The sequence below is a fragment of the Pseudoalteromonas sp. P1-16-1b genome (assembly GCF_001401785.1).
GTDB classification, from domain to species: domain Bacteria; phylum Pseudomonadota; class Gammaproteobacteria; order Enterobacterales; family Alteromonadaceae; genus Pseudoalteromonas; species Pseudoalteromonas undina.
This window is the reverse complement of sequence record NZ_LKGQ01000016.1, coordinates 45,364-60,150: the sequence shown is the minus strand read 5'-3', so window position 1 is coordinate 60,150 and position 14,787 is coordinate 45,364. Positions and strand designations below refer to the sequence as shown.

Genomic DNA, 14,787 nt, shown 5'->3' with positions numbered 1-14,787 from the left:
TCAATCTCGGCTTTTTAATGCCTATGTGATTCGCTTAGGCTTAATTTGTTTCTGCGCGCTGGCGTAACACTTCAAATAAACAAATGCCGGTTGCTACCGATACATTTAAACTTGAAACCGTGCCTGCCATTGGGATTTTAACGAGCACATCACAATGCTCACGCGTTAAGCGGCGCATGCCCTCGCCTTCAGCACCCATCACAATCGCCATTGGGCCTGTTAAGCTGGCATCAAATACATGTGTGTCGGTTTCACCGGCAGTACCTACAACCCAAACGCCCGCGTCTTTTATTTCACGCAATGTACGTGCAAGGTTAGTTACCTGAATAAGCGGTACCGTTTCTGCTGCGCCACAGGCTACTTTACGTGCTGTGCCATTAAGCTTTGCTGATTTGTCTTTAGGAACAATCACCGCATGTACACCCGCTGCATCGGCACTACGTAAGCAAGCGCCTAAATTATGCGGATCGGTAATGCCATCAAGTACCAGTAAAAATGGCGTGTCTTCGCGTTCAATGATCTCATCGAGATCTTTTTCATTAAACACTCTCGCCGCTTTTACGTTGGCGATAATGCCTTGATGCTGTTCATCTTTCGCTTTGTTATCAAGCGCTTTTCGTTGCATAAACTGTACTGAAATACCAAACTGACGCGCTTGCTCAATCACAGGCGATAAACGCTTATCATCACGTCCCTTAAGGGCGTATATTTCTATAAAGCGCTCTGGCTCTTTTGCTAAAATTGCTTCAACAGAGTGAAAGCCAAAAATTAATTCATTACTCACGAATTGTTTGCTCCTGGGCTACTACGTTTACGGGCATTTTTACCTGGTCTTTTAGGCTTTTTGACCGCTTTCTTTTTGGTTTTTTTCTTCGCGGTGGTGTCATCCGCTGTTACTTTAGATTTACCCGCTGCTTTAGTTTTACTTGCAGGCTTTTTTCCACCTTTTGGTTTTTTACTGTCGCTTGCTGACTTTTTACCCGGTATTTTACCGGCTTTAAGTTGCGAGCGAACACTTGCTGGGGCATTCTTTTTTGGCGCACGACGACGCGCATAACGATCTTGAGCCACATCGCCTTTAAGCGTTAAGTTAATTCGGCGATCATCTAAGCTTACCGAGGCAACTTGTACAGTTACTTTATCGCCTAAACGATAAACCGTATGTGTGTGTTCACCCACCAAGCAATGTTTAGCCGCATCATGTTGGAAGTATTCATCACCTAAATTGGTAACATGAATTAATCCATCAATTTGCAAATCATCTAAACGAATAAATAAACCAAAATTAGTAACCGATGAAATAACCCCGTTAAACTCCGTGCCTACATGATCTTGCATGTATTCACATTTTAGCCAATCGGCTACTTCACGGGTGGCATCGTCTGCGCGACGCTCAGTGGTAGAACACTGCTCACCAAGTTGATCGACTTCATCATCGCTGTAAGCGTATTCACCTGACGTTTGTTGGCCCTGCGCTTTTAACACCGCTTTAATTGCACGGTGTACCACTAAATCGGGGTAACGGCGAATTGGCGAGGTAAAATGCGCATAAGCTGATAATGCTAAACCAAAGTGACCTATGTTATCTGGCTGATATACCGCTTGCTTCATTGAGCGCAGTAGCATAGTTTGAATAAGTTCAGCTTCAGGACGGTCCCCTAAACGAGCCAATACATGAGTGATCTCTTTCGGGGTAGGTTCATCGCTTAGCGTGCTCTCAATACCCAACTCAGTTAAAAACTGAGTAAAGTTACCCAGTTTTTCGCTATCAGGTTCATCATGCACCCTAAATAACGCACTTGCTTCGTGTTTCTCAAGTAATTTAGCCGCCGATACATTGGCTAAAATCATACATTCTTCAATCAGCTTGTGCGCATCGTTACGAATAACTGGCACAATAGATTCTATTTTACGTTGTGCGTTAAATACAAAACGGGTTTCGAGTGTTTCAAATTCAATTGCACCACGCTCTTGGCGTGCTGCTTTTAATGCCATGTACATTTGCTGTAAGTCAGTTAAATGTGGCACTACAGCTGCGTATTCTTTACGGAGCTTTTCGTCATTTTGTAAAATGGCATTTACTTTGGTGTAGGTTAAACGAGCATGCGAATTCATTAGTGCTTCGTAAAACTTATAGCCCGACAGCTTACCCTCTTGCGATACGGTCATTTCTGCAACCATACACAAGCGATCAACCTCAGGGTTAAGCGAACACAAACCGTTAGACAATACTTTTGGCAGCATTGGAATAACTTGCTCAGGGAAATACACTGAATTACCGCGCTCTATCGCTTCTTTGTTAAGCGGCGTGTTCATACCTACATAATGGGATACATCGGCAATGGCTACCCATAAACGCCAGCCACCTGATTTTTTCGGCTCACAATAAACTGCATCATCAAAGTCGCGAGCGTCTTCGCCATCAATAGTGACAAGTGGTAAGCCGCGTAAATCAACACGGCCTTGCTTATCGGCTTCTTCAACAAATTCACCTAAGTGGGCAACTTGCTGCTCAACTTCTTCAGGCCACACGTGTGGAATATCGTGATTACGCAGCGCAACTTCAATTTCCATACCCGGCGCTAAATGCTCGCCCAGTACGTCAATCACTTTACCTACCGCATTCATATTGCGGCTTGGATTTTGAGTTATTTGCACTTGCACCATCTGGTTGTGGCGTGCGCCTTTTTCGTTACCCGGTAAAATAATAATATCTTGGGTAATGCGCGGATCTTCAGCAACCACCACAGCAATACCATGTTCAACAAAATAGCGGCCAACAATAGGCGCCCGCTCATTAGTGAGTACTTTAATAATACGGGCATCGCATTTTGAGCCTGAACCACGCTTAGTGCCTTTCGCAAGAACAATGTCACCGTGTAGCACCATATTCATTTGATGCTTGGCAATAAACCAGTCTTTGCTCTCGCCTTCAACTTCTAAAAAGCCAAAACCGTCTCTGTGACCGACAACTTTGCCTTTGGTTAAACCGGCTTCGTCAATCAGGGCATAACATTTAAATTTATTAAAATACAATTGCCCGTCGCGCTCCATGGCACGAAGTCGGCGCTTAAATGCTATTTGTCGTTCTTCATCGTTGACCGCGAGTTCTTCGCATAGTTGCGTGTAATTAGCAGGTTTTGAACGCTCTTGAAGGTGAGTAAGTATAAACTCACGACTAGGGACTGGGTTTTCGTACTTTTCTTGTTCTCGACTGAGATTTGGATCTTGGTTTGACATTCACTATCTTGTTAGTTGGTTATGTAAGCATTTTAACTCATATACTCGAAATGAGACAGGTAAAAGCCATTAAACTTTTAATAAAGCGTTATTAGCTTTTGCATTTTGTAGCAATGTAGCTAAATAACACTTAACACCTACTTAATTAATGCACATGAAAGTGAGTAAATTAACTGTAGTTATGTTTACTCACTTTTATAAAAACAGCTTACTTTTGCTGTAGTTTCTTCCACAATAGCGTGCTGATGTTTTCAATAAAAGCCGAGTCTTGTGCAGCCATAACATCGAGTATTGGTTTGTTCATTTGGGTTTTGTTTTGAGCGTATATCCAACGATTTTTATTAAAGCTTTGCGCAAACTCTAACACACCCGCTTGCAAGGCTTGCTCATCAGCAAAAATCGCTTCTACCACATTTTGTTGTAGCAGTTTATGCGCATCAACACGCTCGCCGGTCATAGCTAAGCGGTTAAAAAATTGCGGATTAATCGCTTTATTAATAATCGGAAACATAGACGGTACAAACGGTACCAGTACATCAACTTCAGGAAAGCAGAAAAAGCCTTTGTCCGATTTAATAAACCGAAAATCACAGGCACATGCCAACACCGAGCCATTACCATAAGTGTGACCGTTTAGTGCAGCAATGATAGGCATAGGAAACGTCACTATGCGTTTAAATAACTGCCCTATCGAATTCATAAAATCAGCAATAACTGTAGGCGTGTTATCTGAACTTGCCATCCACTGTAAATCTATTCCCAATGACCAGCTTTTATCGCTGCTTGAGGTTAATACTACAGCGTTAATATCGCTATTGGCTTCTATGCTATCTAAGTGTTGATTAAGTTCAGCTATAAAACTAGGGTTATGGCGGTTTTCAGCGGTATTCATGGTAAGTATTGCCACGTTTTGCTCAGTGGTAATTTTTATTAATGCGGTCATTCGAGCCTCTTTGAGTGCATTTAGCTGCGCTTTTAGCAATTTTCGTTACTTTTATAGTTATGCACTGAATAGTAATACGTTGTATAAAATTTATAAAGTGCCTATTTTTGTAATCATCAAAGAAGCTATTTATAACCACCCCTTTTGCCGAGCGATACGCGCTGCATCTATCCTGTTTGTGGCATTGAGCTTTGCAATCGCATCAGATAAATAATTACGCGTTGTCCCTTCACTTATATAGAGCTGCTTTGCTATTTCGCTGGTTTTTAAGCCATCACTTGCAAGCTTTAAGGCTTTACGCTCTTTATCTGTGAGTGGATCGGCATCGTCTAGGGCATTAATGGCAAGTTCTGGGTCAATCACCTTTTGCCCTTGCATTACTTTTTTTAACGCGTTTATTAGCTCTTCGCTGGGTGCTTCTTTTAAAATAAAACCTTTAACACCCGCATTCAAAGAGCGCCTAATATAACCAGCACGTGAAAAAGTGGTCATAATTACCATATTAATTGCAGGATATTTAGCGGCTATTTGCTCACTAAGCTCAATGCCATTCATGCTTGGCATTTCTATATCCGTTAAAATGATATCTGGATGTAAGTCTTTACTAAGCGCGCTGATTTCATTTAACGCATCTCGCCCATTACATGCTTGACCAATTACCTCAATGTTAAAGTCAAGGCTTAATAAAGCGGCAACTGCGTCGCGCACCAGCGCTTGATCTTCAACTAAATATACTTTGATCATTTTAAATCCTCAGCACTTAATGGCAGTACAACGTTTAAAGTAAATGTATCGCCACAGGTAAATTTTGCACTGCCGTTTAATTGCTCTACTCGCTCTTTAATGCCATTTAAACCATTTCCCGCTTTTAATGTGGTGCATGGCGCGTTATCAATAACGGCAATAAGTAATTGCTGCTTTGTTTGTTCTATATTAATAGAACCGATTTTTGTGCTGCTATGGCGTAATAAATTAGTCACTGACTCTTTAATAATAAGACTCGCAATGCCCTCAACCTTGGCAGGTAACGTCGCTAAATTAACGTTAAATTTTATGTTAAAGCCTTGCTCTTTGAGTGTTTGTTTTAGCTGTGCTATTTGGCTGTTTAAGTTGAGCTGCTTTAAATTACTTACCGCGTTTCGTACATCACTCAGTAACTGTCTTGCAAGATCTGCTACTTGGGCTATTTCGTTATTAGCCTGCGCGTATCGTTCACCTTGATTTAGTTTATTCGCAAGTTCAGCTTTTAAAGCTATTGATGACAGTGAGTGACCTAAAATATCATGTAAATCTCGGGCTATGCGTTCACGCTCAGCAATGGCTGCTAGTTGCTCCAATTGCTTTGCGCTTTCTTGTTCGCGCTTTTTATGTTCGCGCTCTCTTTTTGCTGCAATCCCATAGCTAAATAAGGCGGCACATAATATTAATGCCACAGCCAAAAAGTACTGAAGCTTTCCTATATCGCTTAAATACGAACTTGTAAAAAGCGCGACTATAATAGCTAATGCGGCATAATACCGCTGCTTTTGGGCATAACTATACCCTGCCACATAGGCAACAAAACCATACAAAGTAGGTGTGCCAGAGGTAAAAAAAGTGGCGCTAAAACAAATGGCGAGCAAGGCTAAAAATAAGGGGGTAATTTTTGTGTTATTGCAGTTAATTGCTTTTATGTACAAAATAATAAAAGCAATATAAAAAGCTAAACATAGGCTCATTTGGCTTTTTGTAAATTGGTCAAAATTAATAATTAATGGCAATAAATAAAAGCCGGTAAAAATTAAATGGCCATACTTCCAAAACGTTTTATCCGTTTGTTGAGAAAAGCTACTTAGCGAACTCATACAAATACCTCTGGCCTATTGTTTTTGTTTATAGCACTATTTTTATTAATAAATATTAATAACATAAAACTGAATGCGAACATAAAACAATCTTCATAAGTCGCAGTTAAACTTAGTGTTTCTACAAAGTCGCAAATGCTTAAGCTTATTAAAATTAAGGAATTCATAACACCCTCCAATATAAGTAAAGTAACTATGCCATTAGATAAAATATATAAGAGTGTGAAGTGTCATTAACTTGGCTGACATTTGTCATGAAATAGAAAAATTCATCTTCTGAGTGTAAAAGCAATGCTAATATAGCCAAAAAAAGTGACAAGGAAATCTCGTGCAGCTCCAACAACAAAGCTTAATTTACTTACATATTGCCGTCCTTTTATTTGGCGGCACCGCCTTATTCGCAAAGCTAATTGGTTTGAATGCATTAGATATTACCGCTTATCGCGCGGCTATCGCTGGGGTGGCAATTTGTGTGCTACTAATTTTGCAAAAAAAACCAATTAAGCTGCATCACGCCAAAGATTATATGATTGCCATTTTATTAGGCGTTGCCGTAGGTATTCACTGGGTAACCTACTTTGCAGGCATGCAATTGGCGGGAATTACCGTGGGCATGTTAGCTTTTTTTACCTATCCCGTGATCACGGTATTTTTAGAGCCTCTATTTAATAAAAGTAAGCCCAAAGCAAAAGATATAATAAGCGCTATAGTGGTGATTATTGGCATTTATTTATTGATCCCTAACGTTAATTTAGGCGATGACATCACTTTAGGTGTTGTGACGGGGGTGGTATCAGCGTTGTTTTTTGCTATTCGTAATATTACCCATAAACGCTACTTTAGTGAGTATGGTGGACCGCAAACCATGTTTTATCAAACGTTAGTGGCAAGCCTGATGCTATGTACATTTATTGAAGTACCCATAACACAAATTAATGATACTGATTTAATATTGTTGCTTATCGCCGGTGTGGTGTTTACTGCGATGCCGCATTCGTTATTTGCAGCGAGTTTAAAACATTTATCAGCAGCGACCGCTGGATTGATTTCTTGCTTACAGCCCCTTTATGGCACAATACTGGCTATAATTATTTTGCACGAACGCCCCTCAGTGATGACCCTGATTGGTGGCGCACTGATTGTTAGTGCTGCGTGCTTTGAAACTTGGTCAATCTCACGGAAAAAGCAGCCATGAAAATATTTGCTCATAGAGGCACAAGCACACACTTTCCTGAAAATACACATAGCGCCATTATGGCGGCGTTAAAAGCAAATGTAGATGGCATTGAGGTTGATGTACAAAGCGCACTTGATGACTACGTGATTATTCATGATACCTATCTAGATAGAACCACTAATGGTAAAGGTAAAGTGTGCGACCTAAGCGCTCAGCAAATTCAACAATTTGATGCGGGAAATGGTGAGCAAGTGCCTACCCTACAACAACTAATTGACTGGAATAGCAACCAAACCTTACTTAATTTAGAGCTAAAACATACTTTTGAACTAGAAAAGTTTGCTGCGCAACTAGAAATGAATATTACTGCAAATAAGATATCAGCAGACAATATTTTAGTTTCATCATTTAATCATCATCAACTACACTGGCTAAAGAACCGCTTGCCTTGGCTTAAAATTGGCGCACTTACTGCATCAATTCCATTGCAGTATGCGAAGTTTGCTGAAGACTTACAGGCCTTTAGCATTCATGTTGACAAAAACTTTATGAACAAGTCGTTTGTTGACGATGCCAAACTGCGCGGCTTACAGGTGTTTGCCTACACCGTAGATGAAGTTGAAGATATTAAACTGATGCTTGCCTGTGGTGTTGATGGCATTTTTACTAACGACCCTGAACGAACTAAGCATTTTTTGGCGCAATTAAATGAACTATAACTAATTATTTAATTGCTATTTATGCTATAAAAACAATAACTTAGTAGGTCACTATTTAATGAGTAGCTACATGCGTATTTATAATTTTTTAGAACAAACTCTATTTTTTACTTTAACCCGAAAAATAGTGGGTAATTTAAGCTTTGTATTTTTATTTCAAGCTATTACATTATTTTGGTTACACAGTAGCCTCTCTGAAAATCAACAAAGCACAGGGCTATTTTGGGCATTAACCCTGCTGATTGTTGCCGGTTTTATATTTACTATTTTTTATATGCGCTTTTTAATTGTGCGCCCGGTAAAAGCCATGCGCGATACGTTGATTAATATTAATCAACAAGATGCCAACTTAGCTGCCAAACTTCCTCATTTTACTTTTGATGAATTTAGAGATTTAAGTGAACAATATAATCAGTTTACTACGCATTTAAACAGCTTATTAAGTACGACCTACAGCAGCGCTCAGGAAAGCGTGCAAAGTAATAGCCAAGTAACGCAATCAATGCAGCACACAGAGCAGCTAAGCGAACAGCAAATTAATTTAAGCCACACCATAATTAATGCCAGTAACCAAATTACCCAAAGCCTGCAAGATATAGTAAGTAACACTGATAGCGTACATCAGGTAAATAATGAACACCTTAGCTTTGTTAAGCTCTCTGCAAGCGAACTGTCTAAACTGGTTGAGCAGGTGAGGCTTATTAATGAAATGCTGGGTAGTTTTTCTAAAACGATTGCAGGCTTAAAAGAGAATAGTGAAAACATTCGTAGCATTTTAAAAATGGTAGAAGAGTTTTCTGATCAAACTAATTTATTAGCGCTTAATGCGGCAATTGAAGCAGCGCGCGCCGGAGAAGCTGGGCGAGGTTTTGCCGTGGTTGCCGATGAAGTTCGCACCCTATCGGTTAAAGTAAGTGATGCAACCCGCCAAATTAGTGATTTTATTACCCAAATGAATGAGCTGGTTAATGAAACCAATAAAGAGTCTCAGCAGTTAATTAGTCACTCTAATAACGCACAAGCTGCAATCAACGATACCTCAGAAGGTTTTGGAAAAATGCTCAATGAATTTGAGCATAATCAGCAGCAATTACAGCAAATAGCTAACGCAGTTCATTTACTTGAAGATACACAAAATCAAACTCATGAATCGGTTGAACAAATTGTGGCGCTTGGCGAACAAGCAAAGCAACAAATAGACACCGCATTGCATGACTCTGAGCAATCACAAAAACTAAGTCAACAAACCCAACAACAGTTAAAGCGTTTTGTAGGCTAGTTTTACCCAAGCCGCGATTATGCTAAATTACGCGGCTTATAATATAACTGTGTGAAGCATGTGAGCGACGTCAATCTAAATTATGAACAGCTAGCCCAGCAAATAAAGCTATGGGGTCAAGAACTTGGCTTTAGTGAAGTGGGTATTACTGACATTGATTTAACTAAGCATGAAGCACAGCTGCAGCGATGGCTTGATGCGGGTTTTCATGGCTCAATGGATTATATGGCAGCCCATGGTATGAAGCGTGCTCGCCCTAATGAGCTAGTACCCGGAACACAGCGGGTTATTTCAGTTAAAATGAATTACCTCCCACCTGATTCAGGCTTTGCCAAAAACCTTAAAAATACCGAAAAAGCCTATATCAGCCGATATGCCCTTGGCCGTGACTATCATAAGTTGATGCGCAACCGAATCAAACAGTTAGGTAAAAAAATTGAACAACATGTGGGTGACTATAGCTTTAGGCCTTTTGTTGATTCAGCCCCTGTACTTGAACGTCAACTCGCTGAAAAAGCGGGATTAGGCTGGCGCGGAAAGCATTCTTTATTAATAAATAAAGAGGCGGGTTCTTGGTTCTTTTTAGGTGAGCTTTTTGTCGACTTACCTTTACCTATTGATAACGAAAACACTTTTGAGGGCTGCGGCAAATGCGTTGCCTGCATAACACTATGCCCCACTGGTGCTATTGTAGAACCTTATGTGGTTGATGCGCGTAAGTGCATTTCGTATTTAACTATAGAGCATCAAGGTGCTATTCCTGAGCAATACAGAACATTAATGGGAAATCGCATTTATGGCTGTGACGATTGCCAATTGGTATGCCCATGGAACCGCTACGGAAAAATTACTGATGAGGCTGACTTTCATCCTCGTACACAATTAAAAAACAAAGATTTACTCGAGTTATTTGCTTGGGATGAAGCTACCTTTTTAAAAAATACCGAGGGCAGTCCAATCCGCCGCATTGGCCATGAACGTTGGCTACGAAATATAGCCGTTGGCTTAGGTAACGCAGATTTTAGCCCGGCAATTATTGCTGCACTCGAAGATAAGTGCCAAGCGGTCAGTGACCTGGTGGGTGAACATATAAATTGGGCACTCGCCCAGCAACACGATAAACAAAGACAAAAGTTGCGTAAAACGGCACGGCTAATTCGTATTGTTGAAAAAGGCTTACCCAGAGACGCATAAGCCTTTTACCTTTTTATGTAATCACTTTCTCTGTGAACTATTAGCTCTCTTTGCGCATAATTTACTAACATCTAATTTAACACAGAGAAGAGAATGAGGAGTAAATAAGAAGCTACTATTAAAGTACAGCTCTTAGTTAACCTGTTACTCATACCTTTCGTTTTTAACCTTTAAAAGACGCGACATAAAGTCGCTGCTACAAGTTAATTTGTCCAATCGTAGTAAGGAATTTACCCCGCGTCTCGCAGCCCGTAGCCCGCACCTTTAGCCTTTGTCTGTAATCACTTCCTCTGTAACCTCTTAGCTCTCTTTGTGCATAATTTACTAAGTATCCTATTGAACACAGAGAAGAGAATGAGGAGTAAATGAGAAGCCACAATTAAGGTACAGATTTTAGTTAATCTGTAGCGCATACCTTTCGTTTTTAACCTTTAAAAGACGCGACATAAAAAGTCGCTGCTACAAGTTAATGTATCAATCGCAGCAAGGAATTTACCCCGCGCCTCGTAGCCCGTAACCCGCACCTTTAGCCTTTAGCCTTTAGCCTTTCAACAATAAAGCGAGATCTTGCTCTATCTCTGCGAACGCTTTTTTAACCTGATCAACAGATTCTTGGCGTGCCACCGAATTTTGAATCGTTTCGTCGACCTTTTTGTAAATAAACACTTCCTGGTCTTCATCTAGTCCCATGGTTGGGATCCGCTCTTCTAACTCCTCTTGAAGTTGTTTAAATACTTTTTCGTTATTTATCCGGCTGTCGTTAAGCAATCCAATTAAACTATGAAACTTACTGTGAACAGTACTCGCCACTTTGTTTAATCGCTCTTGCTGCGAAACCAACATTTTCTTAGTAGTAATAGCGCGCAATTGCTGTTCGGTTACACTTACAATAAAACAAATATGATCACGTATACGCCCATGCTTCTGCTCATCTTGTTCTGGCATATTCAAAATCAATAAACTGACAAACTCGTAATTAACCAAAATACGATGAGAAAACTCATGTAACCTACCTTTGTTTTTAAGCATTTCAAATAACTCAATCACAATCGGCGAACACACACCGTTTAAAGCAAAGTGCGATTTGGTGTCGTTACATCTAAATTCAATATTACTTTGTAGACCAAATGTCTGTAAGCACTCCACTAATGCCTTACCTAACTCCTCTACATCGTTGATAAAACCGATATTTTCAATATAGTTAACTATCTGACCCATTTCACTGCTATTTGCCATAGCATTAAAAGCGGTTGAGGTTGCTTCTTTTACTTGCTTTTCAAGCTGTTGTTTTTCTATTAATACTTGATTTAACTTATTCAGCTTTTGCTTAAGCTCATCGTGCCCAAACGGTTTTACAATATAGTCTTCAGCACCTACTGAATAACCTTCCATACGTTCCTCAACAGTCCCCCTTGCCGATACAAACATCACTATAATATCTTGTGTTTTAGGGTTCGCTTTGAGCTCTTTACATACTTCGTAACCATTCATTTTTGGCATGCTTACATCAAGTAAGATAACCTGCGGCATATACTCTTCAACCATGCTCAAGCATTCCGGGCCACTCGAAGCCAGCTTAAGTTCAAAATCTAATTCCTCTAGGATTTCTTCTATTATTTCGAGGTTAAATGGTTCATCGTCGACTGCAAGAATTTTAGTTAAAGCCATAATTTTTCGTCCATATAAATCGTGTTCATTAAAACAATTCGGTTATTAGCTACTATTTTTCACTAATTGCTCATCGGCTAAATATTCATCGAGGTTTATTTCCAAAGGAACCTGAATGCTAATGGTTGCCCCACCAAGTTCGTTATTACAGGCTTTTATAGTTCCTTGATGTAAAGAAACAAATTCACGGCACAGCGTAAGTCCTAATCCTGTCCCCCCTGCGCCACTATTTGTTTTGCTACTTTGCACAAATTTTTGAAAAACAGTTTCAAGCTCGTCTTCTGGTATACCTATTCCGCTGTCTATTACTTCAATATTTGCACACCCACTGTCTGTTTCCAATGCAACTTCGATAGTGCTATGTTCTTCGCTAAATTTTAATGCATTACTCAATACGTTTCTAAGTACCTGATTAATTTGCTCTTCATCGCATTGCGCTATAACAGGCGGCTTATCTGATTTAAATGCAATTTTAATATCTTTTTCTATGGCAATTCCGGACACATCATCAATACTTGTTTTAACAATAGTCGTTAAATCGCATGCTCGCGGGTTAAATGGGAATTTACCTACATCTAATTTCGACAAATCGAGTAAATTGTTAAGTAAAGAAAGCAGCCTTTGTCCACTTGATTCAATTCGGGTTAAGTATTTTAAAAGTTTATCTTTACTAAAATCATCATCTTGAAGCTTACTGAGACCAAAGCGTGAAAAACTTAGTATAGAATGCATAGGGGTTCTAAGCTCATGTGACATATTAGCTAAAAACTCTGATTTACTTAAATTAGCTGCTTCAGCAATGTTTTTCGCATGCTCAAGTTGCGAAGTCCGCGCTCTTACCTGCTCTTCTAAAAGATCTTTGGCCTCAAGTAATAAATCTTCTTTTTGCTTTAAATGAGTTACGTTTTTAAAAATAACCGCTAACGCTATCTCACCATGATGATCAATCTCATTAAATGAGCCAACGAGCGGAATTTTACTCCCATCTTTACAGACAATATGTAAGTCGCAACTAAATTGCCGATTACTGTTTAAAGTCGATATTTTATCTTTTATTGCTTTTACTGAATCGTCATCTAAAAAGTGAAATAACGAGTGAGCAATGAGCTTTTTAAACGGTAAATTAAACAGCTTTAAGCACGCGTCGTTAGCCTCTACTATTTTGCCTTTACGTTCAAAAAGTAAGATTGGGTCGGGAGTATTTTTAAAAATTACTTGCAGCAAACTGTCTTTTTCAATAAGTACATCGACTGTATCTTGTAGCCTTTCAACTAGCTCTGCGTTATGACGTTTTAGCAATTCGGTTTGCCACAACTTATGTACTGCTTGTAATAAAACGTTGTCATCGAGTGGCTTAATTAAAACGTCTTCAACACCTTGGCGAATTGCTTCAATCATAGAAACTTGAGCAGGACGCGAGGTTAATAATAAGCAGCGGCTATGCGGCTGTATCTGCTTAAGGCTGGTAAATATATCTAAGCCAAGCCCTTCTTTTAAACTAAAATCACTAATTAAAATATCAATCATTCTGAGTTTAGCAATATTAAGTGCCTCATCATGATTCGTAGCTGTGTATACCTCTATATGTGCACCCACTAAACTACTTTTTAGCATTTCTAAACGCTCACAAACATGATCAACCAACAAAATTGTAGGCAGTTTAAAAATATGATCAGGGCCTATTTCTAATAGTTCTTCAATAAATGAAGTGATTTCTTTATTAGAAAAAAATGGATAAATAATAGTGGCATCTGGAACAAGCTCATTTAATTTACCAAATGCATCAAGCAATTCACCACTTTCAGCCTTGGGAGCTAAAAGTAAAAATGATTGTCGGGTTGCTTGTTTTACCAACGAAGCAACCAGATTTGTTGGTGTCCCTTGTGAAAAGGCAAGCATATCGTACGCATCTATGTTGCTGCTTTGATCAAACATAGAATAATGAACTAATTCAACTTCACAACCAATTAGCTCAAGCAGTACTTTTAAGCGCATAGCAATCATGCTACTGCTATCAATAATAAGTATTTTTTGCGCCATTTATGTACACTTTTAAGAATTAATTAAACACCTTTTCAGCATAGTATAGAATTTTTGGTTTGGCATAATCGTCTACATAAATGTAATTTTTGCTTGCCTATGGTTATGGGATTACATTAAATGCTTACCAAAAATAGTCAGGCTGTACAGCTGGTTATCCATCCTTGCAACATTGGGCAACTCTCCCCATACTGCAAAATCAAAATGCTTAAATAATTTAATGCTTGGTTCGTTATGGCTAAAAATAAACCCGAGTAACACTTCAATATCGAGCTTTTGTGCTTGTTGTTGTGCAAATTGCATCAACTTTTTACCCAACCCTTTGCCTTGGGCTGCTGATGTAATGTAGATGCTTAGTTCAACGGTGCCATCGTAAGCTGGGCGCCCATAAAACGATTTATAACTTACCCACGCTAGTACTTGGTCATTTTCGCAGTAAACAAAAATAGGTCTTTGAGCTGTATGGCTATCAAACCAAGGTTGTTTGTCAGCAACGGTTACTTCTTCGGTATCGGCGGTCACCATTCGACTAGGGATAGTTTCATTGTAAATGGCAACAATAGCAGTTAAATCATCAGGTTTTGCTAAACGTATAGTCATAGAAAATAAGTAAAATTGATCAATTTTGTCTATAGTAGCGTATGATAAGTTACATAAACACCCATCGAATCGCATTCAAGGTA

The 14,787-nt window shown here is 39.4% G+C and carries 12 protein-coding genes; 4 read left to right on the top strand and 8 right to left on the bottom strand.

Features of this window, described 5'->3' with window-relative positions; all coding sequences use genetic code 11:
• Nucleotides 1–40: 40 nt before the first annotated feature.
• The 5 genes from rlmB to AN392_RS12330 form a co-directional block, all read right to left on the bottom strand.
• Nucleotides 41–784, bottom strand: coding sequence for a 23S rRNA (guanosine(2251)-2'-O)-methyltransferase RlmB (gene rlmB, locus AN392_RS12350; protein ID WP_008112440.1), 744 nt, complete (start codon nucleotides 782–784; stop codon nucleotides 41–43).
• Entirely contained in the window at nucleotides 781–3,240 is a 2,460-nt protein-coding gene (gene rnr / locus AN392_RS12345; RefSeq protein ID WP_055012887.1) for a ribonuclease R, read from the bottom strand. The genes rlmB and rnr overlap by 4 nt, the downstream gene beginning before the upstream one ends.
• Nucleotides 3,241–3,448: 208 nt before the next feature.
• Entirely contained in the window at nucleotides 3,449–4,183 is a 735-nt protein-coding gene (locus tag AN392_RS12340) for an enoyl-CoA hydratase/isomerase family protein (protein WP_055012886.1), read from the bottom strand.
• 129 nt (nucleotides 4,184–4,312) lie between these two features.
• Nucleotides 4,313–4,927 carry a DNA-binding response regulator gene (locus AN392_RS12335; RefSeq protein ID WP_054202298.1) on the bottom strand — a complete coding sequence of 205 codons (615 nt, stop codon included), beginning with the start codon at nucleotides 4,925–4,927 and terminating at the stop codon, nucleotides 4,313–4,315.
• Complete coding sequence (locus AN392_RS12330) at nucleotides 4,924–6,027, bottom strand: sensor histidine kinase (protein WP_055012885.1); 1,104 nt, start codon at nucleotides 6,025–6,027, stop codon at nucleotides 4,924–4,926. The genes AN392_RS12335 and AN392_RS12330 overlap by 4 nt, the downstream gene beginning before the upstream one ends.
• A 328-nt stretch (nucleotides 6,028–6,355) precedes the next feature.
• Here AN392_RS12330 and AN392_RS12325 point away from each other — a divergent pair, with 328 nt between their 5' ends.
• The 4 genes from AN392_RS12325 to queG are packed head-to-tail and all read left to right on the top strand — an operon-like array spanning nucleotide 6,356 to nucleotide 10,396.
• Complete coding sequence (locus AN392_RS12325; RefSeq protein WP_055012884.1) at nucleotides 6,356–7,222, top strand: DMT family transporter; 867 nt, start codon at nucleotides 6,356–6,358, stop codon at nucleotides 7,220–7,222.
• Complete coding sequence (locus AN392_RS12320; RefSeq protein ID WP_010390735.1) at nucleotides 7,219–7,923, top strand: glycerophosphodiester phosphodiesterase family protein; 705 nt, start codon at nucleotides 7,219–7,221, stop codon at nucleotides 7,921–7,923. Before AN392_RS12325 ends, AN392_RS12320 begins: the two co-directional genes overlap by 4 nt.
• Nucleotides 7,924–7,981: 58 nt before the next feature.
• Nucleotides 7,982–9,202, top strand: a complete 1,221-nt coding sequence (locus AN392_RS12315) for a methyl-accepting chemotaxis protein (RefSeq protein ID WP_021033114.1) — start codon at nucleotides 7,982–7,984, stop codon at nucleotides 9,200–9,202.
• Nucleotides 9,203–9,262: 60 nt separating this feature from the next.
• Complete coding sequence (gene queG / locus AN392_RS12310) at nucleotides 9,263–10,396, top strand: tRNA epoxyqueuosine(34) reductase QueG (protein WP_055012883.1); 1,134 nt, start codon at nucleotides 9,263–9,265, stop codon at nucleotides 10,394–10,396.
• A gap of 540 nt (nucleotides 10,397–10,936) precedes the next feature.
• Here the strand turns inward: queG and AN392_RS12305 are convergent.
• From AN392_RS12305 to AN392_RS12295, 3 genes are all read right to left on the bottom strand, one after another.
• A complete protein-coding gene (locus tag AN392_RS12305) occupies nucleotides 10,937–12,064 on the bottom strand; it encodes a PleD family two-component system response regulator (protein WP_010390732.1) in 1,128 nt (375 codons plus the stop codon).
• Nucleotides 12,065–12,109: 45 nt separating this feature from the next.
• Entirely contained in the window at nucleotides 12,110–14,104 is a 1,995-nt protein-coding gene (locus AN392_RS12300; protein ID WP_055012882.1) for an ATP-binding protein, read from the bottom strand.
• A 111-nt stretch (nucleotides 14,105–14,215) separates the two neighbouring features.
• The gene (locus AN392_RS12295; RefSeq protein WP_041709196.1) at nucleotides 14,216–14,704 is read right to left on the bottom strand and encodes a GNAT family N-acetyltransferase; all 489 of its coding nucleotides are present in this window, start codon (nucleotides 14,702–14,704) and stop codon (nucleotides 14,216–14,218) included.
• Between the last annotated feature and the right edge of the window lie 83 nt (nucleotides 14,705–14,787).